This is a genomic window from Paraburkholderia oxyphila NBRC 105797 (assembly GCF_000685075.1).
Classification (GTDB): Bacteria; Pseudomonadota; Gammaproteobacteria; order Burkholderiales; family Burkholderiaceae; genus Paraburkholderia; species Paraburkholderia oxyphila.
This window is the reverse complement of record NZ_BAYD01000036.1, coordinates 57,912-83,511: the sequence shown is the minus strand read 5'-3', so window position 1 is coordinate 83,511 and position 25,600 is coordinate 57,912. Positions and strand designations below refer to the sequence as shown.

Annotated in this window: 23 protein-coding genes; 21 read left to right on the top strand and 2 right to left on the bottom strand. The window is 57.1% G+C overall.

What is annotated here, in order from left to right:
• Positions 1-451 precede the first annotated feature (451 nt).
• Complete coding sequence (locus BO1_RS22270) at positions 452-751, top strand: H-NS histone family protein (RefSeq protein WP_028219445.1); 300 nt, start codon at positions 452-454, stop codon at positions 749-751.
• Between the two features lie 136 nt (positions 752-887).
• Positions 888-1,169 (top strand): hypothetical protein, encoded by a 282-nt coding sequence (locus tag BO1_RS22265; RefSeq protein ID WP_245643874.1) that lies wholly within the window; start codon positions 888-890, stop codon positions 1,167-1,169.
• Positions 1,170-2,475: 1,306 nt separating this feature from the next.
• Here the strand turns inward: BO1_RS22265 and BO1_RS22255 are convergent.
• On the bottom strand, positions 2,476-3,126 hold the full coding sequence (locus BO1_RS22255; RefSeq protein ID WP_028219443.1) for a TetR/AcrR family transcriptional regulator: 651 nt from the start codon (positions 3,124-3,126) through the stop codon (positions 2,476-2,478).
• A gap of 232 nt (positions 3,127-3,358) precedes the next feature.
• On the opposite strand from BO1_RS22255, the gene BO1_RS57800 reads away from it, so the two are divergent.
• Complete coding sequence (locus BO1_RS57800; RefSeq protein ID WP_084688110.1) at positions 3,359-3,610, top strand: hypothetical protein; 252 nt, start codon at positions 3,359-3,361, stop codon at positions 3,608-3,610.
• A 244-nt stretch (positions 3,611-3,854) separates the two neighbouring features.
• The gene (locus BO1_RS22245) at positions 3,855-4,793 is read left to right on the top strand and encodes a LysR substrate-binding domain-containing protein (protein WP_028219442.1); all 939 of its coding nucleotides are present in this window, start codon (positions 3,855-3,857) and stop codon (positions 4,791-4,793) included.
• Positions 4,794-4,830: 37 nt separating this feature from the next.
• Here BO1_RS22245 and BO1_RS52215 read toward each other — a convergent pair whose 3' ends face one another.
• Positions 4,831-5,346, bottom strand: coding sequence for a hotdog family protein (locus BO1_RS52215; protein ID WP_156992361.1), 516 nt, complete (start codon positions 5,344-5,346; stop codon positions 4,831-4,833).
• 375 nt (positions 5,347-5,721) lie between these two features.
• Here BO1_RS52215 and BO1_RS22235 point away from each other — a divergent pair, with 375 nt between their 5' ends.
• The 17 genes from BO1_RS22235 to BO1_RS22155 all read left to right on the top strand — a co-directional run bounded on the left by BO1_RS22235 (position 5,722) and on the right by BO1_RS22155 (position 25,490).
• On the top strand, positions 5,722-7,395 hold the full coding sequence (locus tag BO1_RS22235; RefSeq protein WP_043285878.1) for an FAD-dependent oxidoreductase: 1,674 nt from the start codon (positions 5,722-5,724) through the stop codon (positions 7,393-7,395).
• Complete coding sequence (locus BO1_RS22230) at positions 7,395-8,300, top strand: fumarylacetoacetate hydrolase family protein (protein WP_028219440.1); 906 nt, start codon at positions 7,395-7,397, stop codon at positions 8,298-8,300. Before BO1_RS22235 ends, BO1_RS22230 begins: the two co-directional genes overlap by 1 nt.
• 12 nt (positions 8,301-8,312) lie before the next feature.
• Positions 8,313-9,257 (top strand): cupin domain-containing protein, encoded by a 945-nt coding sequence (locus BO1_RS22225; protein ID WP_028219439.1) that lies wholly within the window; start codon positions 8,313-8,315, stop codon positions 9,255-9,257.
• Between the two features lie 255 nt (positions 9,258-9,512).
• Positions 9,513-10,841 (top strand): spinster family MFS transporter, encoded by a 1,329-nt coding sequence (locus BO1_RS52210; protein WP_156992360.1) that lies wholly within the window; start codon positions 9,513-9,515, stop codon positions 10,839-10,841.
• A 95-nt stretch (positions 10,842-10,936) separates the two neighbouring features.
• The gene (locus BO1_RS22215; RefSeq protein WP_028219438.1) at positions 10,937-11,455 is read left to right on the top strand and encodes a nuclear transport factor 2 family protein; all 519 of its coding nucleotides are present in this window, start codon (positions 10,937-10,939) and stop codon (positions 11,453-11,455) included.
• On the top strand, positions 11,430-12,329 hold the full coding sequence (locus BO1_RS22210; protein WP_084688109.1) for an SDR family NAD(P)-dependent oxidoreductase: 900 nt from the start codon (positions 11,430-11,432) through the stop codon (positions 12,327-12,329). The genes BO1_RS22215 and BO1_RS22210 overlap by 26 nt, the downstream gene beginning before the upstream one ends.
• A 21-nt stretch (positions 12,330-12,350) precedes the next feature.
• A complete protein-coding gene (locus BO1_RS22205; protein ID WP_028219436.1) occupies positions 12,351-13,553 on the top strand; it encodes a cytochrome P450 in 1,203 nt (400 codons plus the stop codon).
• Between the two features lie 26 nt (positions 13,554-13,579).
• A complete protein-coding gene (locus BO1_RS22200; protein ID WP_028219435.1) occupies positions 13,580-13,777 on the top strand; it encodes a ferredoxin in 198 nt (65 codons plus the stop codon).
• A gap of 9 nt (positions 13,778-13,786) precedes the next feature.
• Positions 13,787-15,022 carry a CaiB/BaiF CoA transferase family protein gene (locus BO1_RS22195; protein ID WP_028219434.1) on the top strand — a complete coding sequence of 412 codons (1,236 nt, stop codon included), beginning with the start codon at positions 13,787-13,789 and terminating at the stop codon, positions 15,020-15,022.
• Positions 15,022-15,882, top strand: coding sequence for an SMP-30/gluconolactonase/LRE family protein (locus BO1_RS57795; protein WP_084688107.1), 861 nt, complete (start codon positions 15,022-15,024; stop codon positions 15,880-15,882). The genes BO1_RS22195 and BO1_RS57795 overlap by 1 nt, the downstream gene beginning before the upstream one ends.
• A 40-nt stretch (positions 15,883-15,922) precedes the next feature.
• Positions 15,923-17,104 carry an NAD(P)/FAD-dependent oxidoreductase gene (locus BO1_RS22185; protein WP_043285903.1) on the top strand — a complete coding sequence of 394 codons (1,182 nt, stop codon included), beginning with the start codon at positions 15,923-15,925 and terminating at the stop codon, positions 17,102-17,104.
• Between the two features lie 376 nt (positions 17,105-17,480).
• A complete protein-coding gene (locus BO1_RS22180; RefSeq protein WP_028219431.1) occupies positions 17,481-18,812 on the top strand; it encodes an FAD-dependent oxidoreductase in 1,332 nt (443 codons plus the stop codon).
• Between the two features lie 297 nt (positions 18,813-19,109).
• Positions 19,110-20,123 (top strand): MFS transporter, encoded by a 1,014-nt coding sequence (locus BO1_RS22175; protein WP_167338373.1) that lies wholly within the window; start codon positions 19,110-19,112, stop codon positions 20,121-20,123.
• A gap of 229 nt (positions 20,124-20,352) precedes the next feature.
• Complete coding sequence (locus BO1_RS22170; RefSeq protein WP_028219429.1) at positions 20,353-21,444, top strand: Zn-dependent alcohol dehydrogenase; 1,092 nt, start codon at positions 20,353-20,355, stop codon at positions 21,442-21,444.
• An 18-nt stretch (positions 21,445-21,462) separates the two neighbouring features.
• Positions 21,463-22,875: an aldehyde dehydrogenase family protein gene (locus BO1_RS22165; protein WP_028219428.1), complete on the top strand. Its 1,413-nt coding sequence runs from the start codon at positions 21,463-21,465 to the stop codon at positions 22,873-22,875.
• Between the two features lie 112 nt (positions 22,876-22,987).
• Positions 22,988-24,226, top strand: coding sequence for a cytochrome P450 (locus BO1_RS52205; protein ID WP_043285873.1), 1,239 nt, complete (start codon positions 22,988-22,990; stop codon positions 24,224-24,226).
• 34 nt (positions 24,227-24,260) lie between these two features.
• Complete coding sequence (locus BO1_RS22155; RefSeq protein WP_028219427.1) at positions 24,261-25,490, top strand: cytochrome P450; 1,230 nt, start codon at positions 24,261-24,263, stop codon at positions 25,488-25,490.
• Positions 25,491-25,600 lie beyond the last annotated feature (110 nt).

Genomic DNA, 25,600 nt, shown 5'->3' with positions numbered 1-25,600 from the left:
CGCCGGCTGCGCCCCCGAATCGCTTCCGCCGTCTGTCGTGGCGCTGGTCGCTGCGTGTTGGCCCGGGATGAGCCGCGCCCAGCTGCTCGATCGTGCGCGGCGCCACGCCTTGCGAGTGTCGTTACACCTGCGCCCGGACGCTGGGCCCGAGGGGGTGAACCTCTTTTCACTGGTGCTGGAGTCGGCTGACCTGCGCACAGAGCTCGTGGCGCACGTCCGGCGCCTTGTGCGTCGTCGCGGTGCTCACCGCGCGAAGGTGTCGTTGCCGCCGGCAAGGGATGTGCGGCAGCAGGGGCTCTTCTAGAAAGTAGTGGCGCCCCGGGCGCGAACGCGCCACCGTGAGTGCACAGGGTCCGGATTCCCGCAGTGCGACCGGGGGAGCGCCTGGTGATCGCACCAATGCAAAGCGGGCTATGATTGCCCTCACCATTTCCATTTGGGGAGATCAATCTTGGCGACATATAGTGAGCTGAAAGCACAGATGGCCGAGCTTGAGGCGCAGGCAGCGGCGGCCCGGGCGGCAGAGTTTCAGGAGGTGCTCGCGGACATCCGGGCCAAGGTCGCCGATTACGGGTTCACGGAGCAGGACATCTTCGGACGCGGGCGGGGCAGGCCGAGGAAGGCCACTGAAAGCGGCGTACCGCCAAAGTTCCGTGACCCGAAGACGGGGGCCACCTGGTCGGGACGGGGCCGTGCGCCGAACTGGATCAAGGATGCGAAGAACCGCGACCGGTTCCTGATCCGCAGCTAGGTTTGCGCTTCGGCGCGCAAGCGACCGGGTGGGTTGGCCACTCCGGGGCGTTTGGCGAACTTCATCGGGTTGCCTCAATCCAGATGCGTAGTGAATGCGTCGGGTCTCCGCGTAGAATGCGCGGTCATTAAAAATCATGGAGCACATGTTGGTCAGGCCCAGGAAAGCGGAAAAATTGAAGGTTGTGGCGGTCCGCATCGATCCGGCCATCGAGCGCAGGCTGCGGCTACTGGCCGAAACGAGCGGCCGCAAACCGTCTTTCTTCCTCCAGCAGTTGATCGAAGGTGGGATCAGCACACTGGAGGCGGCCTGGCTGCCCCAGGATCTTCTGGCGCAAGTCCGCGCCGGCACAGTCCCCGAGTGCACCGTGTCTCGCGCGGGACCAGACCTGTTCGACGGCACTTCCTTCGAGCGTTGAAGGCAGAATGAGTGGACCGGGACAGAGCGCACGAAAAAATCCCGTCCTTTCGGGGCGCTCCAACCCATACGAGGCATGAAGGGGAGGTGCGAACATGAATCAAAGCCACGACTATCGAATCGCGATTCCCTTGCCAATAAGGAAACTCGTAATAGAGGTTTTGCGCTCGGTGGTGGGGGAACAGGAATTTGCTTGCGGGCGCCTTGCCGGCTAGTCCGCGCTCTTTGCCGATACCTTCGGGGTTTGATGTCGACTCAAGCGTACCGGTTGGAGTTCATCAACCTTGTAGCCTTGGGCGTCGAATGCGATTTTAATAAATATGCATAACTAATTAAATGAAGTTCTCACGCTTCACGAAACTATCAATATACGAAAACTTATCATAATAGACGCATTTAGAGTCACGTTCCAGCGAGAAACTCGCACGCTCGCGCAACTAAAGTTGTAGCTAAATTTCAACTAAAGTCGTAACTACCCGCGCGTCTTGTCACCGCGTGCGCGGTTTCGCTGCATTTGCGCCGGATCCGCTTGTCGGGCTCGCGCGCCATGATCGTTTCTGGCCGCACGCCCGTCCCTTGCGATACAACTTTGGTTGAAATCGTCCAGTGCGTTACAACTTTAGTTGACGGCGCAGCCCCGATAGTTACGACTTTGGTTGAAATGGGAAGGGGCCTCTGCGCCTTGTGTGACAAGGACTCGCGGGGATATTGCATCTGCACACTGGTAGTTTCAACTTTAGTTGCGCGAGCGCTTGAACCCCTCGTGCGCTCCGGTGGTGCTCCCCGGCTCTCTCGCGGCTTCTGTGATGGCCAGCGGTTTGCGTCGATACGGCTGCGGAAGGGGGCTGCGGCGCAGGATTTACCCAGGATGAGCAAGTTGCCCGCTCGTGGCCGCAGGTTAGAAGAGCTCTCGATACGAAATGGCCGATCGCTTCGAACTGGTTGCCCTCGCGCTGTCCTCCGGCTGTGCCCCGGAATCGCTTCCGCCGCCTGTCGATGAACTGGTCGCGGCTTACCAGGCATGAGCCGCCCAGTTGCTCGATCAACGGACGAGGCGCAATTCAGCCGCTGCCACGTCCCGCCGATGCCGCCCTTGCTGGCGCCATTTTTTCGTGGTGCGCGAGAGATCGACGCCACCAACTTCGACAATAACCGGCTTCGCCACATCGCCGGGTGATTGATGGGAGCAGCCAAATCTTCAAGCGCCGTCCGCGAAGCACTCAATCGCAAGGCAGGGAACGCTTTGCAGGCCGGCTCGATGTAGACCTCTTCGTCGGAAAATTGAAGGAATGGCGCTCGCCTACGTACTACCCGCCGGCACTTAGCGCCCGCCAGACAACTTCGGCAGCATTGCGGAATGTCGCTACGTCAGGGCGATTTCGTCCCGATCTCCGCATGAAGACGATCAGGCCCTGCCAGTGGGAGTAGATCATGGCGCCGCGAATCCGGCTTTCCTCTGGACCTAGTGCGGGATTGATCTGCGCCACCAGTCCGCTGAAGAGGGACTGAAATTCTCCGTTGAATGTGACGATGCGTTCGTTGATCTCTTCATTATGTTCGGCGAGACACCAGCACTCGATGACGAACCGACTGAAGAGGTTATCTGCGTCAGTTAAGGCATCAAAGGTCTCATTCAAAAGATCCTTCAATCTGCGCTCAGGTGTTTCGGTTTCGTTCGCTGCAAGCGAGCGAAACCGCCCCATCAGGCGATGTGACATCTCATCGAAGGTCGCGATGAGTAGTTCATCGCGCGTTCCGAAATAGTGCTGAACTGTCGCCAGACGCACGCCCGCTGCGGCTGCTACACGTCGTTGTGAAAATCCCGCGTTTCCGTCGGTCGCGAATACAGCAATCGCCACCTCCAGGATTTCCAGTACACGGGTTGCCCGCCGGCCGCTCGTCGCCGCCTTCAGACCAGAAGGGGAGATTGTGTCGAACTTAATCGTCAGATCTTTCATGGGGTTCATCTGCTCCTGATCCAACCGCGCCGTCTGTGGTCGTATGACCAAGTATAGCGCGTTGGCGCAGGATAACGATGAATCGGTAAAATCCCGACAATACGGGGGTAATCCCTAGGAATGATGAGCCTTGAAATTTGGTCTAGCGACCATTATTATTTGGTCACGAGACCAAGAATTACGGGACTGGAATTTAGGGCGCCGGAGGCGTAGCTGAGAAGAGGAGTTAGCGATGAGCGGAGATTCACAATCGCTGCGCTGGGCAGTAGATAAATGGCTTACGCCGTGGCAGAGCAGCAGCCTCCGCGTTGCGCGTGTTGCCGGTACCAAGGCGCTTGAGCGGTGTGTCCGCATCGAAGTGCGTCGTCCGCAAGGATTGCTGACCCTTTTCTTCTTTCGCCATGACGATGGCGCATGGCGGGTTTTCCCCCAAAGCCACAAATCGCATGCCGCACCTGAGATTTATCGCTCTTCCGGAATGTAAAGCTGTAAGTGACAACGACTCACCGTTGCGCCGTATACAGGTTCACCTTTGAGTTGGTGTAAACTCAACCTGTACGTGAACGTACACGTTTGGCCAATTTGGATGAAATTCGTGAGGTGGTTCGGTGGTCGACGGTAGTGAGATGGCCATTGTCAAAGAGAACCGTGCCAGCGGCGTGTTCTTATGCGCGCCGCGCCGATTTCAGATGTGGCGGATCTTCGGGCTCGAGTGAGGTGCGAGGGATATGAACATAAGGCAACTGCAGTATTTCCTCGCGGTGGCGCAGGAACTCAATTTCACCCGTGCATCGGAGCGCGTGAACGTTGCCCAACCCGCGCTGAGTCAGCAGATCATGGCGCTCGAGGACGAACTAGGCGCCGCGTTGTTCACCCGTGAAAAGCGCAAAGTCTCGCTGACGCCTGCGGGTGCGATTCTGGTCGAACACGCGCAGCGGGTACTGAATGCAGCGTCGTCTGCGATCGCTGCGGTTCGCGCCGCACAGCGTGGTGCGGCTGCTCATCTGACGGTCGGCGCGATCTACTCGGCAATCTACAATTTTTTGCCTAACACGCTCCGAGAGTTCAAGTCTCTTGCCGAGACCGCGGAGGTCAGTCTGCAGGAAATGACCATTGCCCAGCAGATCGCCGGACTCAAAGAGGGGACGATAGAAGTGGGTCTCGTGCGTGGCCACATTTACGATCGGGACATCATCACCGAACTTCTTTATCGCGAGCTGCTCGTTGTTGCGGTGCCGGCTGGCAGTGAATACGATGAAAATGGTCCGGTGCGCGTTGCGGAACTGGCTGAATGGCCGCTCATCGCGGTTGCTCGCGGATTGCCACGCGGCTACGCGGACCGAATTCTTGAGATCTTCGAGGAGAACGCCTTTACTCCGAACATCGTCAAGGAGGTCTACGACATGCATACCTCAATCTGCCTGGTGGCCGCAGGGATGGGCGTCGCGGTGGTGCCGGCGACCATGACGTTGATGAACACGCCGGGCGTCTCCTTTCGCGCGCTCGGTACGGAAACTCAAGGTGTGTCGTTTTCAGTGGCTTGGCGCAAGGATTCAGAAGCGCAGCTCATCCCGCTTTTTCGGGACGCAGCACGTACGAATGCAGCGAAATTGATGGCAAGACGGCCCGACCTGTTCATCCATTCGGCACCTGCTCTAGCTGTGTAGGCCATACTCCGGTTTGGTCGGGCGGAGTACGCCTCCGTCACGTCCCTTGCGGCGCACCCGCGCTCTCATGCTCGGGTGGCGACACCAGCAGATGGGGACCCGTTGCCTCGCATTGAAGGCTAAGTTTTGCCCACAGAACTGGAGTGCGATTCGCATCACACTCCATCGAGCAATCGAGATGCAAGGCAACAAGCCCATCCTTGTGCTCGACTGCGTCGAGTTTGACAGACAGGCGCACGCTCGAGTTGATTGGCACGGAGCCCCGAAAGCGCACGTCCCGCAAAGCGTAGGTGTGCGCTACCACCACATCTTCGAGAACGAATACGTCTTCAAGTAGCGGAATAAGAAGTCCCAATGCGTGAAAGCCATGCGCGGCCTGGTCGCTGCGTCTGACGTGCGAACCGGCGGCCTGAACTGATCCGGAATCCTGCTCGTCAACTGCAAGCCAGAACGCCGCGCACATTTCTTGGGTCACACAGATCCATTGACTTTTTCCGAGCGGAAAGCCCGCGTGAGCGCGGATCCCCTCGAGCCCCTTAAGCATGATAGGCATGCGAATGTTCTCCATTGCGTAATAGCTGACCCGCTCAATGCTGTAGAACAGGGTGCCTGAACAGTACTCCAAACCTGATCCAATTCTTTCAGGCAATCGGCTGGATCGCAAGAGAATCGTTGAGCACAGGGCCGTCAAGAGCAATTTCGAATCGAACGATCGCGAAACCTTATTGCTGGCCTATGCAACGTGAAAGCCAACGCGGCCTGATCTTTCGCTTGCCCACGGGGGCGCAACAGTCCGGACGATAAGTAAGTGATCTGAATTGATTCGCAAACAGTATTGGCCGATCCGATTGGTGCTTTGATACCTTGAAATAACTGCACGAATGCAGAACGTTTTCGGATAAAGCAAACAGGACTGGAGGAGCCTTCAATGTCAAATCAGCAATCGCATCAATTGCCCGTAGTGGTCATTGGTGCGGGACCAGTAGGTCTGGCGCTCGCCGGCGACCTGGGGTGGCGCGGCGTGCCATGCGTACTCGTTGAGCGTGGTGACGGCGCAGTTTTTCAGCCGCGTATGGACATGGTTGGAATTCGAACCATGGAATTTTGCCGTCGCTGGGGGATCGTCGACTGGGTGGAGAGTGCAGGCTACAACCGTGAGTACTCGCAGGACTATGCCTGGGTGTCCCAGCTGCACGGCGGATACGAATTCGGTCGGGAAGAGTTTCCCAGCGTCAAGGACGAACCGAAACCGCCGCAAAGCCCGCAGAAGCGGGAACGATGCCCTCAAAATTTCTTTGACCCCGTATTGACGCGTTTTGCCGAGCGATCAGGCAATGTCGACATCCGGTACAAGACCGAATATCTCGGTCACGTCGAGCATGAAGACAGTGTTACGGTAAGCCTGAAGGATACGGCGTCGGGTGGAGAATACACGGTCGAATGCAAATACCTGGTTGGCTGTGACGGCGGTGCAAGCAAGGTTCGCGAGTCCCTTGGCATCAAGATGACCGGCACGCCGACATTGACGTACACGACCAACGCGATCATCGAGTGTGAGGGCTTCGAAAAGCTCCACGACAAGAAACCTGGATACCGCTACATCTTCATCGGCCCGGAAGGTACCTGGAGCACAGTTGTGGCTATCAACGGCCGAAACTGGTGGCGCTTTTCCATCGTCGGCGACGGTGTGATGAGAACGCTTACCGAGGACGACGTCGCTAAGGCGTTCCGTCGCGCAGTTGGTCGCGATGATTTCGATTTCAAGATCATTTCCGTGATGCCTTGGGTTCGGCGCCAACTTGTCGCGGATAGCTACGGTACCTCGCGTGTGCTTATCGGCGGCGATGCGGCTCATTTGACTTCACCTACCGGGGGATTCGGGATGAACATGGGCATCCAGGATTCCGTCGACCTCGGATGGAAACTTCAGGCCATGGTCCAGGGGTGGGGTGGGCCGGAGTTGCTGAAGTCATATGAGATCGAGCGCCGACCGGTGGCCATCCGCAATGTCAATGAGGCCACCAACAACCTGAAATTGATGCTTGCGCCGAGAGAGAAGCTCAATGGCCATGTATTCGAACCGGGTTCGGAGGGGGACCACGCCCGCAAGGAGTTCGGTGACGCTTACACGGCGATGATGAAGCGTGAGTGGTACACCATCGGCATCCACCTGGGTTTCAGATATGAAGGCTCACCGATCGTGATTCCTGACGGTACCCCTGAGCCAGAGGACACGGTAAGCACGTACGAGCAGACTGCACGTCCGGGCCATCGTGCGCCGCACGTATGGCTTACGTCGACGCAATCCACGCTCGACTATTTCGGCCACGAATTTGTGCTGATGCGATTTGATCCAGCACTCGACGCCGATCATCTGCTCAGTGCTGCACGGGGCAAGGATGTACCGATTCGACTGGTCGACATTGACAACGCGGAGGCGCGAGAGCTGTACGGCGCCGGACTGGTACTTGTTCGACCCGACGGGCATGTGGCATGGCGCGGCGATACGCAACCGGACGACGCCGCGAACGTAATCGACGTTGTTCGCGGTGCCCGCGCCTTCAATCAAGCGTTAAACCCGACCACTCTCCTGGAGGCCTGATGAAGCTGGTTTCGTTCAATAACGGACGCCTTGGCGTCGTCCACGGTGATGTTGTTGTGGACATCACCGAACTCGGCGGCGTCGATCCGGCTTTCTGGCCACCGGTTGGCATGGTAAAGATCATCGAAGCATTCCTGACGCAGGAAGCCCAGATCCGCGACGCGATTCACAACGCGCCTCGGGTCGCACTGTCAGACGTAAGACTCGATGCACCTGTCCGGTGGCCTAACAAGGTGGTCGCATTCCCGGCAAACTACTACGCCCACATCGATGAAATGCGAACCGGGAACGGGAGCGGCCTCATCTCCAGGTTCAAGGCTAGCGGGCAGGGTTTCTTCCTGAAGGCAAATTCAAGCCTGAGTGGGCCAGCAGATGCGATCGTCCTGCCCCCTTTGGCAGACCGGGAGATTCACCACGAATGTGAACTCGGAATCGTGATCGGTAAGCGCGGTCGCGGAATTCCGGAGTCTGCTAGCAAAGAGTACGTTTTCGGCTTCACATGCCTGCTCGACATGGTAGTGCGCGGCAAGGAAGAGCGCGTCATGCGCAAATCCTATGACACGTTCTGTCCTACCGGTCCCTGGATTACCACCGCGGACGAGATCAACGACTTCGAGAACATTTCGCTCTCGCTCACGGTCAATGGCGAATTACGACAGCAGGCATCCACACGCGATCTCATTGTCACGATTCCCGAGATGATCGCCATGTCGTCCGCTGTCATGACCCTCGAGCCGGGAGACATCATCGCGACTGGCACACCTGCTGGGGTGGGCCCTGTGCGGGCCGGCGACCTGGTCGAAATTTCCATCGATGGAGTTGGCACGATGCGCCTGCCGGTCGTTCAGGGTGAAATTGGCGAGCACAGCGTTTGGAGTGCCTCGAAAGCCGAACTACCGGTCTGAAAGGAGCACACGATGACTCAATCCGACACGCTCCAGAGTGTACCGCCCGGCTTCTTTGAAGGTCTTCAGCAACGTGCATTCTCGCCTGGGTGGGCAAAGAAGAAGCCGCAGATGTGGCCCACGCCTGTGTCCCGTTATGTGCCGACTGTCTGGCGCTACGCGGACGCACGAGCCGCTCTTGACGAGGCAAGTGCGTTCGTCACGCCAGAGTTTGCTGAGCGGCGCAATCTGATCATGGTTAATCCGGTCGCGGACAACATCTATCCGACTAGCCGGAACCTGGTTGCTGCCTATCAACTAGTGTTGCCAGGGGAGACGGCGCGATCGCACCGTCATACGCCCAACGCGCTCCGCCTCATCGTTGATGCGGGCGAGTCGACGTACACCATCGTTAACGGAGTAAAGGTGGACGTGCTACCGGGAGACGTCGTGCTGACTCCATCGTGGCATTGGCACGGGCACAGCAACATGGGAAGCCAGCCGGCCTTCTGGATTGATTTTCTCGACGTACCCCTGGTTCAGAGTCTCGAAAATATGTTTTTCGAAGATCACCCAGATCGCAATGAGCGGCCCGTCGTCCATGATCCAGACTCGCATTTACGCCAACGCGGCACACTCCTTGAAGAGCGTGTCCGTGAAGCAGGAGTAGTGGACGTCGCGCCAGGTGGACTGGGAACAATCGCGCTACAGGTGTCCGGCTGGACCGAGGGGCAAGAACAACTTCATCGTCCGGCCATGGAAAGTGCCATCTTTGCCGTCATGCATGGCGAAGTCGTGTTTCAAGCGAATGGCCTTGGGGAAGTCACGCTGGCACGCGGCGACGTAATCGTCATTCCCTGCTGGCATGAATACTCGATTCGAGGCAAGGCGCATTGGTCCCGGATGCTCAAGGTCAGCGATAGCCCGGTCACACGGCGGCTAGGCTTCCTCGACGTTCAAACGTCTCGCAGGATGTAACGGTCTACCCCCTCCGGCTGGTCGGATCTCGGCGATATCGGGTTCCTGTTTAACGACAAGAAGAAACCCATCTTGGATAAGTCGAAAATCTAATTGGACGCGGGGGTTAACGATCGGTAGCCTTTAAGAAACGAAAAATCAAGCAGTGATCGCGCGATGCGGATAAGAATCCTATCGACGCGGTTGCAGAACAAAAGACTGTCGGAGACAACCATGTCGTCTTTGCTCGAAGCAAAGTGACGACGAGGAGGAAACGTGAAGGTCGAATCAGATCCAGTTATGTCCGAATCCGGTGTGCGCCGCGCGGCACACTATGCGTTCATCGTACTTTGTTTAGTTGCGCTTTTCAATTACATCGATCGTCAGATCCTTGTGATTCTTCTCGAGTCCGTCAAGAAGGACTTTGGCGTGAGTGACGCAGCAATGGGCCTGCTAACTGGCACAACATTCTCGGTGTTCTACATCCTTGGAAGCATTCCGCTCGCGCGTCTTGCCGACCGCGGTGTCCGTAGAAATGTTCTCGCGCTCGCATTTCTGGTCTGGAGTGGAATGACCGCAGTTTGTGGCGTTGCCCAGAGTTATCTCCATCTGGCATTGGCGCGTGCGAGTGTGGCCGCCTCCGAATCGGCAGCTGTCCCCATCTCTCACTCCCTGCTCTCTGATCTCTATCCACCATCGCGTCGCGCGACTGTGTTCGGAATTCTGATGGCTGCAGGTTCCGTAGGAATCGCCGCTGGCCTGTATATCGGGGGATGGGTCAATCTTCACTACGGCTGGCGCATGGCGTTCTTCGTGGTCGGTATCCCTGGCGTAGCAGTCGCATTGCTTCTGCGTTTCACGACCAGAGAGCCTGAGCGCCAGGCAGCAATGGCCGGCCACGGCGGCGTGCGGGAAATGTTCGCTACTCCGCTCTTCGTGATGCTGCTTGTTATGAGTGGAATCGGCGGGTTTGCGATTTATTCGACGCTGGGCTGGATGCCGACCTTCCTGATCCGCGTGCACGGTATGAACACGGCCCAGATCGGGTGGCAGGTCGGGCTTGCGACGGGGATGGGCAATGCGTTTGGCCATCTGGCTGCTGGATATGTGGGTGACCGGCTCGCGCAACGTGACGTGCGTTGGTACGCCGGTGTTGCGTCTGCGGGGAGCCTGCTCGCGATTCCTTTCGCTTTGCTCTCGCTATTCGCTGGCAACTCCAATGTCGCGATCTGGAGTGCGTTTGCCTGGATCTTCTTCATGAGCGCGTGGTTCACGCCCACCTATGCACTGGCTTTTCGCGTTGCCTCCGTTGCGACTCGTGCTCAGGCCTCAGCATACATCACAGGAAGCATGGTGCTCATCGGTCTGGGATGCGGACCGCTGTTGATTGGAGCGCTTAACGACCATCTCAAGTCTCAATATGGAATCGACGCTGTTCGATATTCATTGTTGGCAGTCGTTTTCGCACTCGTGATTCTTGCCGCTGGATATGTTGTTGTCTGGAAGATGGTTTCGGCGTGGAAGGCGAAAGCGACTGAGCGAGATGCGAATGGGGAGTCAATAGACGATCTGCAGACTGAAGGCGCGCAGCCAGACGGCGCATGAGCGACGGGTAGTAGGTGGAGAGGTTGGTGGGCCAAGGTTAGGGGCTGGTAACTGACAAGTGCCCACTGGAAATATAAATTGAGCAAGGAATTGCAATGAAGAACGGAGCATTGGGGCTTGGCGCGCTGCTGCGCAGCGAGGACGATCCGCAGGATTCTGCAGAGGGCCGCCGGGCAGGAAAGGATGCGGTGAAAACTTTCCTGAAAGCGATTGCTTCGCGAGACATGGCGGCGTTGTCAGGTGCTGTAGCAGACGACGTCATCTATGAAATGCCGTTCAGCGAGACGGGATCAACCGAAGTTGGCCGCTTCCGCCGTTACGTTGGACGCGAAGAAGTGGTGTCGTTCTGGAGCGGTATGTCCAGCTCCGGAATCAAATCGGAAAGTCCGGACGACGTTGAGCTGTCAATCACTGGAGACGGTTCGCGGATCTTTATCGAGCAGCGCGGAAATATGACCATGCCGGACGGGAAGGAATACCGGAATCGTTACGTGTTTCGCTTCGACATCATCGATGGGAAAGTCAGCCACGTGAAGGAGTATCTGAATCCGATCGTCTCCGCTTACGCGTTCGATCGGCCCGTAGCAAATGGCATCCGTATTGGCTCTGTATAAGCGCGACGCGGGGAACACGAAATTGAAAGAACATGGATCAACGCATGTAGGCGCATCCGCTGACGGGCGCGCTAGCGACATTTTCAGCGGTGCCGTTGCGGTCGTAACCGGAGCGGGCAGTGGAATTGGACGAGCACTTGTGGCTGCGCTGGCAAAGCGCAAGGCGCGGACGATTATTGCAATCGACCTGGACGGAAGCGCGGTCGAACACACTGCCCTGATTGTCGGCCAGGAAACAGCAACATCTGTCATTGCAAAAAGACTCGACGTGACCGATGAAGACGCGGTCAGAACCTGTGTCGCGCAGGCTGAGCGCGAATTCGGGGCGATCGATCTGTGGTTCTCGAACGCCGGCGTAAATCGTGGCGAAGGGATTGGCAGCACGCTTGAATGGCGCATCGCGCTCGATGTCAATCTGCTTGCTCACGTGTATGCCGCACGCTGTGTTCTGCCGGGCATGGAGCGCCGCGGTGCGGGCCGCTTTGTGCTTACTGCATCTGCGGCTGGACTTTTGAGTGACATCCGCAACGCACCCTACACAGTCTCCAAACATGCACTCGTGGGCCTTGCGGAATGGCTTGCGATTGGTGTGGGTGAAGGCGTGAAAGTTTCCTGCGTCTGTCCGGAGGGTGTGCTCACCGGGATGACAAAGGCTGACAGCAAATCAGCTGGTCCGGGAATCAATTTTATTGAAGCGGGCGAGGTGGCCGAGCGTACCCTGGTTGGTGTTGAAGAAGGCCAGTTTCTCGTCCTTACCCATCCCCGCACCGGGGAATATGAGGCGCGTCGCGTCCAGGATCGCCAGAGCTGGATAAGCAGCATGCGCAAAGCACGAACGCGCAGCCAGGGAAAATCCTGCCTATTCGCCGCTTGATATTCGATTGTAGGAGATATGATGAATACTGTTGTTTCGGATCGCCAATATCCGTTTGAACGCGGTTGCCCGTTCGATCCGCCGGCGCAGTACGACGAACTGCGCCACAATGAACCCTTCGCACGTGTTCATCTGTGGGACGGCAGCACGCCGTACCTGCTGACCAATCACGCTGACATCAAGGCAGCACTGAGCGATTCGCGTTTCAGTTGCGAACCCGTAAGGGAAGGGTTCCCGCACGTCTTTGAGGGGCGCGCAGTCGCTGACAAGGCGGATCGCTCGTTTCTTCGGCTCGACAACCCCGAGCATGACCGCCTTCGTCGGATGGTGACGAAGGAGTTTACCGTTCGTCGCGTGGAGGCGATCCGGCCCAGGATCGAGGAGACTGTCGAAAAACTGATCGACAACTTCCTGTCCTTGCCACAGGGTTCGGATTTCGTCGAACACTTCTCAGGTCCGCTTCCGACCGAAGTCATCACGTATCTGCTTGGTATTCCGTACGACGATCACGAGTTTTTCCATAAGGCGACCCGTATCCAGTTCGGCGCGAAATCGACGCCAGATGAGGTGCGCGAATCGCTCAAGGAGCTCTTCGCGTATCTGGATGCACTGATTACCGAGAAAGAGCGAAATCCCAAGGACGACGTGGTCTCTCGTCTCGTGCACGAGCAATTTGTTCCCGGGAATGTCGATCGGGTGACCCTGATCAATATTGTTCGCCTGCTGCTGAGTGCCGGACACCAGACAACACAAAACATGACAGCGCTTGGCGTTCTGACGCTGCTTCAGCACCCGGAACAGCTCGCACTGCTTCGGAGCAAGCCAGAGCTGATCCCGAATGCTGTGGAGGAACTCCTCCGTTATTCGAGCGTGCTGCACATGGGAGCGCGCCGGGTGGCGCTCGAAGACATCGACGTCAATGGCCACCTTGTGAAAAAGGGTGAGGGCATCATTTGCTCGATTCCTGCAGCAAACCGCGACGAGCGCCTCTTCCCGGAGCCCAATGCGCTGCGCCTTGACCGTGACGCTGCTGGCCACGTGGCATTTGGCTTTGGTATTCACCAATGCCTCGGCCAGGTGCTCGCCCGTATCGAGCTGCAGATCGTCTATTCGCGTCTCTTTGAACGTATCCCCACGTTACGGCTCGGGGTGCCTTTCGAGGAGCTTCGATTCCGCCACGACATGTTCGTGTACGGCGTCCACGAACTCCCGCTTGCCTGGTAAATCATCAAATCATAGGAGTGAGACAAATGAAACTCGTAGTAGACAAGTCGCGTTGTATCGGTGCCGGCCAGTGCGTGTTGAAGGCCCCCCGGGTTTTCGATCAGCAGGAAGACGACGGCATGGTGATCCTGCTTGCGGAATCCCCGTCGGCGGAGGATCAGGACGCAGCACGCCTCGCAGCGCGCGTTTGCCCTGCCGAAGCAATCGTGGTGGTTGAGGACTGAGGAACAGTCATGCAGAACACACAGGATCGTGCCCTGAGTGGCATTCGCGTGCTGGACCTGACGCAGTGGGAGGCGGGGTCGATGTGCGCCCAGTCGCTGGCGTTTCTCGGTGCAGACGTCATAAAGATCGAGAAACCGAAGGGCGGTGACCCTGCTCGTATCGCCTCCGCTGACTCGCCGGACGCGGACTCGCTCTACTTCCTTGTTCTGAACTCGAACAAGCGAGCTATCACAATCGATCTTGCGCGTGAAGAGGGCAAGGCGCTACTGCGCAAGCTGGTTGCCAAGTGCGATGTGCTGCTGGAGAACTTCGCGCCCGGCACGATCAAGCGCCTCGGATTCGACTATGACTCGGTCAGGGAAATCAATCCTCGGATCGTGTACGGTTCCATTAGCGGCTTTAGCGACGAAAGCCCCTACCGTGATTTTCGCTGTTTCGATGCCATCGCCCAATCGGTCGGCGGTGCCGTTGCCTTCACAGGCGAACCGGGAGGGGCGCCGATGAAGCCTGGCCCGACGTTCGCCGACACGGGGTCCGGTCTCCACCTCGCCATTGGTATTGTCGCGGCGCTCCACCAGCGTCAGCTCACAGGCAAGGGGCAGATGGTGAAGGTCGCCATGCAGGAAGTGATGGTGAATTTCGGCCGTATGTCACTTGCGCGTACGCAGTTGACGGGACGCGCTGCCGATCGGGTTGGCAATGGTTCGCCAAGCAGTACGGCTGCCCCTTCGGGTCTTTATGCATGTGAGGGAGGCGGCCCGAACGATTATTGCTTTATCTATACGGCTCGCGACGAGTTCAGTGGCAACAAGCAATGGCATGCGTTGCTCCGAACAATCGGCCGCGCGGATCTGATCGATGATCCGCGATTTGCTACGCCTCAGGCGCGATTTGCTCGAAAGGAAGACGTCGACGAGGTGATCGCACCATGGATGGCGACGCAGAACAAGCGTGTTGCGATGGAGAAACTGAACGGTGCCGGTGTGCCGGCTGGCGCTGTTTTCGATTCGCTCGACATCATCAACGATCCTTCGCTCTATGCAACGGGGATGCTCACGAAGGTACAGCATCCAACTCGTGGAGAGATCACGCTCGCTGGGTGGCCAGTCAAAATGACGGGTTCGTCGACACCAGCTATCTCGTCTCCTCCTTTACTCGGCGAGCATACTGCTGATGTTCTCCGCGAGTTCCTCAGTATGAGCTCTGACGAAATCGAAGCGCTCCGCGCGGGCGGAGTCATCTGATGTCAGCGCCAGAATCACAGCTTCCTGATGAAGCAGTGCGGTTTGCAACCGGACTTGGCTTCATTGAAGGACCTGTCTGGGACCATCGCGCCCGAACTCTGAGCGTTGTTTCGATCAATCACGGCTGTGTCTACACCCTGGATGCTGCCGGTAATCGAGTGGAAGCTGTGAGCGTTGGTGGCGGGCCCAATGGACTGGTGCTCTCCAGTTCTGGCCTGCTGATCGCGCAAAACGGCGGAATATTTGGTGGTTCGGGTGTAGCACGGCCCGGCGTGCAACGCATTCAGAACGGTCGGGTTGACTACGTGCTCGATCAGGGCTTTCTCGCACCCAATGATCTGGCTTTTGGACCGGACGGTCGCCTGTATGTAACCGACCCGGCGACCGATCGTGCCCTGACTGAACCGACAGAAGGCCGTCTGCTTGCGTGCAACCTTCGAACTGGCGAATGTGAGACCGTCGTTGATGGCCGTCTCTTCCCGAATGGCCTTGCGTTTGAGGCCGATGGAGAACACCTGCTTCTCGCGCAGACATATCCCCGACTGATAGAGCGGCTGCATTTAACCGGAGGCGGCTGGACATCCGAAGGTGTCTTTTGCCATCTCACCAATGGCCGGCCAGACGGGATGGCGATCGACGAAGAAGGAAACGTCTGGATCTGTACGCCAGGGACGGGAGGCGTCGAGATATTCGACAGACGTGGACAGTTATCGCGTCGAATAGATCTGGGCTCGGGCACGATGACCACGAACATCTGTTTTGGTGGCGACGACCGGCGAGACGTCTTCATTACTGCTGCCGGGATCGGAACGGTAATCAAGCTGCGAAGCGGGGCTCCGGGGCTTCGGTTGCACGGGTAATGAGCAGACGTAGGTTAATTTTTATTTTGTGAGTCAGGTTATGACGAACAGTGTTTTGATTGTTGGTGCGTCAGTTGCAGGAGTTGGTGCTGCAAACGAACTTCGTCGTGGAGGGTTTCGGGGCGAGATCACGCTCATGGATGGGCAGCCGCACCTTCCCTATGATCGCCCGCCACTTTCGAAAGCCGGACTAGTCGATCCTGCTTCATCAGGCTTCCACTTTCATGACGCAGGGTATTACGCCCGCTCAGATATTTCATTGTTGCTCGGTGTCAGGGTCCAGAGTCTCGACACTGCATCGCGTACGGTGAAGCTTGAATCTGGTAAGGAGTTCGCGGCAGATGCAGTCATCATCGCAACCGGTGCGAGGGCGCGTCCGTTTCCGCAGGAAGCCGGCGCTGGAAAGGTTCATCTGCTTCGGGATTTCGACGATGCACTCGCGCTGCGCAGCGATTTGAGCCACGGGAAACGACTTGCGATCATCGGTGGTGGGTTCATCGGGGCGGAGGTTGCTTCGAGCGCGGTGGACCTTGGAGCCAGCGTTGTGCTGATTGAGGCTGCCGGCCAGCCCTTTGAGCGTTTGCTTGGTAACAATGTTGCAGGACGTCTGGCAGCACTGCATAGCGAGCGCGGGATTGAGCTGAAATGCGGAAGTGCCGTTGACCGAATCGCGACCGCCGAAAATGGTGAGCGAACACTCTTCCTTGCGAATGGCGAAGTCGTGACGGCAGATGTCGTGCTTGCCGGACTGGGCTCACTTCCCAACGCAGAGTGGCTTAACCAGTCGGCACTTGCATTGAAGAATGGCGTCATCTGCGATGAGCATGGGAATACCAATGTCCATGGCGTCTACGCGGCAGGAGATGTCGCGGCTTGGCTCGATGTGCGTACGGGAGTTCATGAACGGCACGAGCACTGGACTGCTGCGCGCGAGCAGGGACGTATCGTCGCCCAGCGAATTCTCGGGACGCATGATTCGGCATGGTCAGAATTCGTTCCGTATTTTTGGTCTGACTTCCACGGCAAGCGAGTGCAGATGCTCGGAACATCCCGGGGGGCAACGGCCGTTGAGTACGTGTTCGACGATAACGTCAAAAAGGCATTTGTCGCTGAGTATCGGAAAGACGGGATTCTTGTTGGTGTCGTTGGGTGTAACGCCGGTGCACGTACGATGCGATACGCGGGTCAATTAGCCGAGGCTGTCGTCCGCCCGTCGGCCTGACATAACTGCTTGGGACGTTGCCACGACTGGGACGCGTCAATTGCTAACCTCTGCTTGGCGAAAGATCCGAAAATTGGTCAACGTCCCTGACGTTAGTAATGCTATTGATTCGTTATCCGATATTAACTTAAAGCGATTTTACAATTTCGGATATGGGCCTTTCAGATTTCCGGCAGGGTCCCATGATTATGAATCGTCCGCTGACGAGGGGGGCAAGTGAAATTCAAGTCACAAGGAGAGAGCGGTAGGCCAGGTAAAGTTTCAACCTGGCTTGGCGGGATTCGTGCTGCATTTGCATTGGTATTCCTCATGCTCGCCGACGCGGTGTGAGAGTCGGTCGGCTTTCAGGTAGATTGGCGCTGTGTGGAGTAAATAAATGAATGATGATGCATTGTCGTGCGACCTTGTTGTCATCGGTGCCGGAATGGCAGGTATGACGGCCGCCGCACGGGCGGCCGATCGTGGCGCGCGTGTTGTGGTTATTGAAAAGGCCCCCCGCATAGGCGGCTCAGCGCTTATGTCGGGTGGAATCCTTTGGACATCAAGCTCTGACGAGCGAATGCAGTTATACGGCGGCGGAAGCCGGCTGCTGGGCAACGTCGTACGCCGCGCTTATCCGGAGGCAATAAGCTGGCTTAAGCGCCAGGGCATAAAAATGTCCGGTGCAAGAAAAGTCCTCAGTGGGTTTGGTTATCAGATCGATATCGTGGAGTATCTCGAAGAGTGTCGGCGGACTGTCGAGCGCACTGAGGGCTATGTTGTATGCGGGACTTCTGTCCAATCGCTGCTGAAAGGGCGCAGCGGAGAAATTGTTGGAGTCCGTACCGTCCACTCCGACGGGGCGGTCGATGTGCACGCTCCGTACACGCTTCTGGCCACTGGGGGATATCAGGGCTCCGCCGAGCTAAGGGCGCGCTACATCCACGAGAATGCGCGCAACATGCTAGTGAGAGCCAATCCACATAGCTCCGGCGATGCGATCGAACTGGCACTCGCTGTGGGCGCGCAGACGTCTGAAGCGAATCGTGGATTTTACGGTCATCTGGTAAGCAGGTCTCCGTCATGGGGGGATGAACGCTTCTTTTCGCTGCTTGCCCAGTATCACAGCGAGCACGGGCTGCTATTCAATGAAAATGGCTATCGATTCTGTGATGAATCGACGGGCGATCACAACAACGCCTGGTGGACCGTATTTCAGCCAAACGCACGTGCACTCCTACTGTGGGATAGGCGAGTACAGGATCGCTACGCGACCGCTTCCTCAATTCCCGGCCAGCCGGGCCACGACAAGTTCAACGTTGCGATGGACCATGGCGGCGAAGGGCGTATCTGTCGCGACCATGCTGATCTGCTCGCCTTCGCGAACAGTGTGGGTTTCGACGGGGAACGGCTCATCGAATCCCTTGCAGACTTTAATATTCGTGCCGAAACGGCGTGGGAGACGCTCGTGCCACCGCGCACGGAAGCTTGCCGGCCATTGAACCAGCCGGACTTCTACGCCCTTGTCGTATATCCGTCGATTACCTATACGTTCGGTGGTTTGACGATTGATGCCAATACGCGTGTACTCGGACCCGAAGCGGTACCAATTACTGGCCTTCTTGCCGCAGGCGCTGACGCTGGCGATGTGTACGGGCAAGGGTACGCAGGAGGACTGGCACAGGCTATGTCACTCGGTATCGTCGCTGCGGCTACCGCCGGCTGGTAAGCGATGCACCTACAGCGTATAGCGGAACGACGCAAGCAAAAAGAGTCAAATCCACGATCTGTGAACCCAGCGAAGTGAAAGATATCTCCTATACATCGTTTGGGTCGGCCAGAATGACTGTCCTTGGGGCAGGGCTGAATCTGTTTGCCGGAACGGGCCAGCTCCTGCTCTTTACTTTTGGGGTGTTTGTGAAACCGATCGTCTCTGACACTGGTTGGGATCGCAGCATCGTGGGCTCAGCAACACTTTTCGGACAGTTGATACTGGCTTTGTGTGCGCCAATGGCTGGACTGGCGATTGACCGGAGCAAGACGAGTCGCACTGCTTGCCGGCCCCCTCCTGGGCTTTGGCATGTGTCTGATCGGCTATCTTGCAACCAGCCAGACCATGTTTCTCGTTGCGTTCAGTGTCTGCATTTTGCTCGGCGCGCTCCAGGTGCCAGTGACTTACGTGAAGGCGATCGCAGGATGGTACAGAGAGCGTCTCGGGCTGGCATTAGGTACGGCAATGCTGTTCGGTGGAATTGGCGTAGGTGCGTTGCCTTCAATTTCCGCCTGGCTCATTTCCCTCGTAGGGTGGCGTACCGCATATGCCTATCTTGGCGTGTTGGTATCTGGCGTGAATTTGCTGTCGGTAACGTTGCTCATGCGCGAGCCACGACATGCTGATGCGTTCACTCATGCAGATCGGTTGAGCTCGACAGCGCTCCTTCGTATGAGTGGACAACTTCTGCGATCACCCGCATTTGGGTTCCTGGCGACGACTTTCTTTTTCGTTTCGGTGATGGTGGGCGCTGGAACGTGGGCGCTGCCGATTGTTTTGAATGACCGTGGGCTGACTGCGCAAAGCAGCTCGAGCATCATGCTTGTTGTCGGTGGCTCGATGACCGCGGCCCGCTTTTTCTTTGGCATATTGCTGGATCGAGTAGATCCCCAGCGTCTATCCGCAGTCGTCTTCGCGCTCGCATCAGTTGGCATCGGCATGCTTGCCGTGAACGCGTCCGTGACCGGCATTGTAATTGCCGGAGTGCTTGTAGGCGTTGCCCTCGGGTCTGAAGTTGACGCGATGGCCTTTTTGAGTGCTCGTGTGTTCGGAGCAGAAAATCTGGGGGTCGTGTACGGCGTTCTTGGTTTCTGCTTCAGCCTCGGCTTGGGATGCGGGCCTGCGGTGCTATCGATCGCTTTGAGGATTAGCGGGACCTACGGACCTGGGTTTGCGATTGCAGCTATCGCAGGCGGAATTGCATCAGCCTGCGTCATCCTCGCGCCGCTTCGTTCAGATCCCAGCGATTGCTTACGAATTCCAGTGTGATCATTACATGATGAAATGGCGGGAAGTGAATCATTCGATATTCGTCTTGAATGATTCTAAAACACTATTAGACCGTTAGACATCCGACTGATATTTTCGAATCGTTCGGAATAATGCGGCCACGCCTTCATCCAGAAGAGCGCTTGACAGAATGCAGACGTCGCTAAGTGCGTTGAGTTCACCAACGCAAGGCGTGGATTGTCCTAGATAGAAGGAGTGAGGAGACGGAATGAAAGCGGCCGTTTTGAACAGAATATCCGGAGGTTTCCAGATCGAAGAAGTCGAGATCGATGATCCGATCGGACGTGAAGTGCTGGTTTCGGTAAGGGCCGCTGGCCTCTGCCACTCAGACCTGCATCTTGCCCAATCCGACTATGGCATTCCGTTGCCGGCTGTGCTTGGCCATGAACTCGCGGGCATAGTCGAGAAGGTGGGCTCCGAGGTGACCGAGTTCAAGGTGGGGGACCACGTTGTCGGAACTCTCGTGCAATTCTGCGGACACTGTTCTCCCTGTTTGGTAGGCCATACCTGGCAGTGTGATCACCCCGAGAAGACGTTGCGGGCGCCTGGTGAGCGAGGCCGCTTGGCCAGGTCTTCTCACGAGCTGACGCAGGTTTTCGGCGTGGGCGCTTTCGCAGAATATTCGCTTGTGCATGAAAACCAGCTCGTCAAGATTCCAGTCGATGTTCCATTTGCACAGGCATCCGTTCTGGGATGCGGGACCATTACGGGAGTGGGAGCTGTGTTCAATACCGCGGGCGTTCGTCCGGGGGAAACAGTCGCAGTCATCGGCGCGGGAGGCGTGGGGCTGAATGTCATTGCGGGTGCCAGCCTCGCGGGCGCCGGTCGTATTATTGCAATCGACGCGCAGGCAAAAAAGGAAGCGTTGGCGCGTGATTTCGGTGCAACCGACTTCGTCAACGCAAGCAAAGTCGACGCTGTTGATGCGGTGCTGGCCGCATCGCCTGCTGGGGTCGACCACGCTTTCGAGGCGATCGGCCTCAAGCAGACGCTGCAACAGGCGGTACAGATGGTACGTAAGGGCGGTGCGATGTACGTCATCGGACTACCGAAGCCCGGCACCGAGTTGGCCGTTGAGGTTCACCCTGATTTGATCCGACGTCAGGTGACGATCAAAGGCGTTTACATGGGATCGACCAATATCAAACACGATATTCCTATGTACGCCGAGTTCTATAGACAAGGCCGGCTTGATCTTGATCGTCTTGTATCGCGACAAATTAGCATTTACGAAATTAACGACGCCTATCGTGCGCTGGAAAGTGGCGAATTTGCCCGTAGCGTGATCACGTCGTTCTAAACACAAGAGATGATTCAAATGATGTTCAAACTGGTTATCGGTGGAAAACTGGTAGAAGGTGCCACCTCGCTGGACGTGATTAATCCCGCGACAGGTAAGGCATTCGCTACGTGCGCCAGGGCGAGCCTCGATCAGCTGAATGAAGCGGTGGCAGCGGCGAAACGTAGCCAGCCTGGATGGGCGCATCTCTCACACGCTGATCGTCGTGGATACCTGTTGCGTCTTTGCGATGCAATTGAAGAGCGCGCGAACCAGTTTGCTCGACTGCTTACGCAGGAGCAGGGGAAGCCGCTGTTGCAGGCAAACGGCGAGATTTCCGGAGCACTCCGGCGGTTCCGTTACTACGCCGATCTGGATTGCCCGCCGGTTGTCCTGCGGGAAAGCGAAACTGAACAGGTCATTCAGTATTATTCGCCGCTCGGCGTTCTTGCTGCGATTACCCCCTGGAATTTCCCTTTCAGTCTACTGATCAGCAAGATTGCACCGGGGCTCATTGCGGGGAATACGATCGTCGCAAAACCTGCCCCGACAACGCCACTGACGACGCTTTTCCTCGGCGAGATTGCCGTGGATATTCTTCCCGCTGGTGTCTTAAACGTGATCGTCGACACGAACGATCTGGGGCAGCAGCTGACGTCACATCCGGACATCGCCAAAATCGGCTTTACCGGGTCGACCGAAACCGGGCGTCGCGTAATGCAGAGTGCGGCGGGAACACTCAAGCGCCTCACGCTTGAACTAGGCGGGAACGACGCCGCAATCGTCCTTGACGACGCAGACATGCCGGCTGTGGCCCGCAAGGTCTTCGACGCTGCGATGTTAAACGCGGGGCAAGTCTGCCTCGCGGCGAAGCGGGTTTTTGTCCCGCGCAAGATGGTCGACCGCTTCTGCGAGGAGGTTTCGGAGATTGCGCGGCAGACCCGGGTCGGCGATGGACTCGATGAGAAAACACAGATGGGACCGCTGCAGAATGTGGTGCAGTTCGAGAAGGTGCTGGATCTTATCGAAACCGCCCGCAGTCAGGGCACGGTGATCGCGGGAGGGCACGCACTGGATCGCCCCGGATATTTCATTGCTCCGACAATCGTTCGAGACCTTGATGATCACGCCCAACTGGTGAAATCGGAGCAGTTCGGGCCAGTGATGCCGATTCTGGCTTACGACACAGAGGACGAGGTCATCCAGCGTGCGAATGCGTCGCCGTTCGGATTAGGAGCAACGGTGTGGACTTCGGACTACAACCGGGGCGTTGATGTCGCGCGACGACTGGATGTCGGCACTGCATGGGTCAACCGTCATCTGGATCTCGCGCCCGAGGTACCTTTCGGTGGTGCAAAGCAATCAGGCATTGGACAGGAGAATGGCGTTGAAGGCCTGAAGGCATCCATGCAACTGAAGATTCTGAATGTGGCGAAGACCACTGCGCATTAACAGGAAGCGCTGAGAGGGCGCAAGAGCTTAAATGGGTTGGTCGCTTCAACTTAATAGATTCAACGCGACCAATCCTTGCGATATTACCTGACAGAAGTAGGAGGAGACAAAATTGGAGACGTTTGCCGACGACGACATCGTGTCGCCGAAGCTGTACGCGGACGAATCGCGGCTGCATGAAATGTTTGCGCAGTTGCGTGCCAGGGATCCCATCCATTGGACTGAGCCATCGGAATACCGTCCGTTCTGGGCGATTACCAGACAACAGGACATCCTGGAGATCGAGACTGCGAGTGACATCTTTCTCGCAGGTCAGCGCAATAGATTGTTCACGAAAGAAGAGGAGCGACGGGTGCGTGAGCGCACAGGTCAGGCATCGATTCTCCGTTCGCTTCCGACCCTCGATGCACCCGATCACAGGAAGTATCGAGCCATTTTTCAGGAGTGGTTCGCTCCGGGGAATCTGAAAAAACTGGAAGCGCGGGTCCGCGAAATCGTCGATGAGCGTCTGGCGCACGTGGCGAGCCTCGGGGGGACGTTTGACTTCGTCAATGAGGTCAGTCTGTGGGTGCCTCTGCAAACGATCATGATGATCTTTGGGGTTCCGTTTGAGGATGGTGATCGTCTTCACCGACTGTCGGCCCAGCTCTTTAATCCGTATGACCCCGATACCGCACGAAAAACCGAAGGGCATGGCACCGCAGAGGCTGCACAGGAGCTGTTCGAATATTTCAAAGTGCATCTGGACAGTCGTCGTGCGAATCCTCGAGACGATCTGCTTTCCATCATTGCTCACGCGACGGTTGACGGTAAGCCGATAGATGAAAAAGACGCACTGTCGAACGCGGTTACGGTATTCGTCGGTGGGCATGACACGACGTCGGCGACGATATCTGGCGGTCTGAACGCGCTTCTCACTCACCCCGATTGCTTTGCGGCCCTTCACGCAGGTTCGGTCGAAGTGGCACCGGCTGTTGAAGAGATGCTGCGATATGTTTCGCCCGTGCGCGGATTCATGCGCGTTGCGAGCCGCGACTATAAAATCGGCGGGAAGATCATTCGTGAAGGGGATGCGGTCCTCTTGTTCTACCCATCTGGCAATCGTGATGAAAGCGTCTATGAAGATCCCAATCGCTTCCGTCTCGACCGCGGCCGGTTCACCCATCTCGCATTCGGATGTGGTCCACACATGTGCCTTGGTCAGATGCTTGCGCGACTGGAGTTGCGCGCGTTCTACACGCGCTTCTTCCAGCGCGTAAGGTCAGCGGAACTCGCTGGACCAACTTCGTGGCTCGAATCGAATTTCCTCGGCGGACCTAAGAAGATGCCTGTGAAGATTCAGCTCAGCTAGGGCAGGCGAAGGTAACGTTCGAAGGAGAGATCATATGACTGATGATGATGTGGTTTGCCCGCGAATTTATGCCGACGAAGCGCGCTTCCACGCCATGCTTTGCGAACTGCGGACCCGATTTCCCGTGCGCTGGACTTCACCCGCGGGCTACCGGCCTTTCTGGGCGATCTCGAAGTATGCGGATATTGCTGAGATAGAAGCGCGCAGTGATGTGTTTCTGGCCGGGCCGCGAAACCGACTGATGCTGGAAAGCGAAGAGTTGCAGATCAAGCAGCGTACCGGTGGCGCGCCTATCACTCGTTCGCTTCCGACGATGGATGCACCCGACCATCGCAAGTATCGGGGTGTTACGCAGGCACGATTTGCATACGGCAGTCTCGTCAACCTGGAGCCCAAGATTCTGGGGGTCATCGACAGACGATTGGACCATGCCGCTTCGCTGGAAGGCACGTTTGACTTCGTCAAGGAGGTCAGCCTCGGAATTCCTTTGCGCGTCATCATGTTGATTCTGGGGATTGAAGAGTGCGATGGCGACATGCTGCATCGGTTGACGGGGCAGCTCTTCAGCCCGCTGGATCCAGATGCTGCACGGGCGACTGATGGTCACGCGACCGCCGAAGCGGTTGACGAATTTTTCGCGTACTTCAGGAGAAAAATTTCCGAACGCCGCGCTACGCCCACTGAAGATCTGCTTTCGGTGATCGCGAACGCTACGATCGATGGCTCGCTGATCGACGAGCATACCGCGCTTTCGTATTGCGTTTCTATCATTGCGGCGGGGCACGACACTACAGCCGCGACGATTGCAGGTGGTACGCGTGCGCTGATTACTCACCCCGACCAGCTATCGCGACTTCGACGCGGAGAGGTCGAGATCTCGGCGGCTGTCGAGGAGATGCTTCGGTTCGTTTCCCCGGTGAGAAGTTTCATGCGTGTTGCGAATGAAGACTACACGTTGAGACAGAAAACTATTCGCGCAGGAGACGCCGTCCTTTTGCTCTACCCGTCCGGAAACAGGGACGAGGACGTCTTTGAGGATGCAGACTCCTTTCGTCTTGACCGTGGAAGAAACACACACATGGCGTTCGGCGCGGGGCCACATATGTGTCTCGGGCAGATGCTTGCACGCACGCAATTGCGCTTATACCTGACGAGGTTTGTGGAGCGGGTGTCGGCGTTGGAACTTGCCGGGGAAACAAGATGGATTGAAGGAAATTTCCTTGGAGGGCCGAAGCAGATGCCGGTGAAGATGCAAGTTCTGTAGGAATATGGAATGTCTGCAATTCTAGGCCAAAAAAATGTGTAGTAGTACGAATAACAATGTGTTTGGAGACGGCCGGAAACGGCAGATGACTACTATTAAACAGGAGTGTG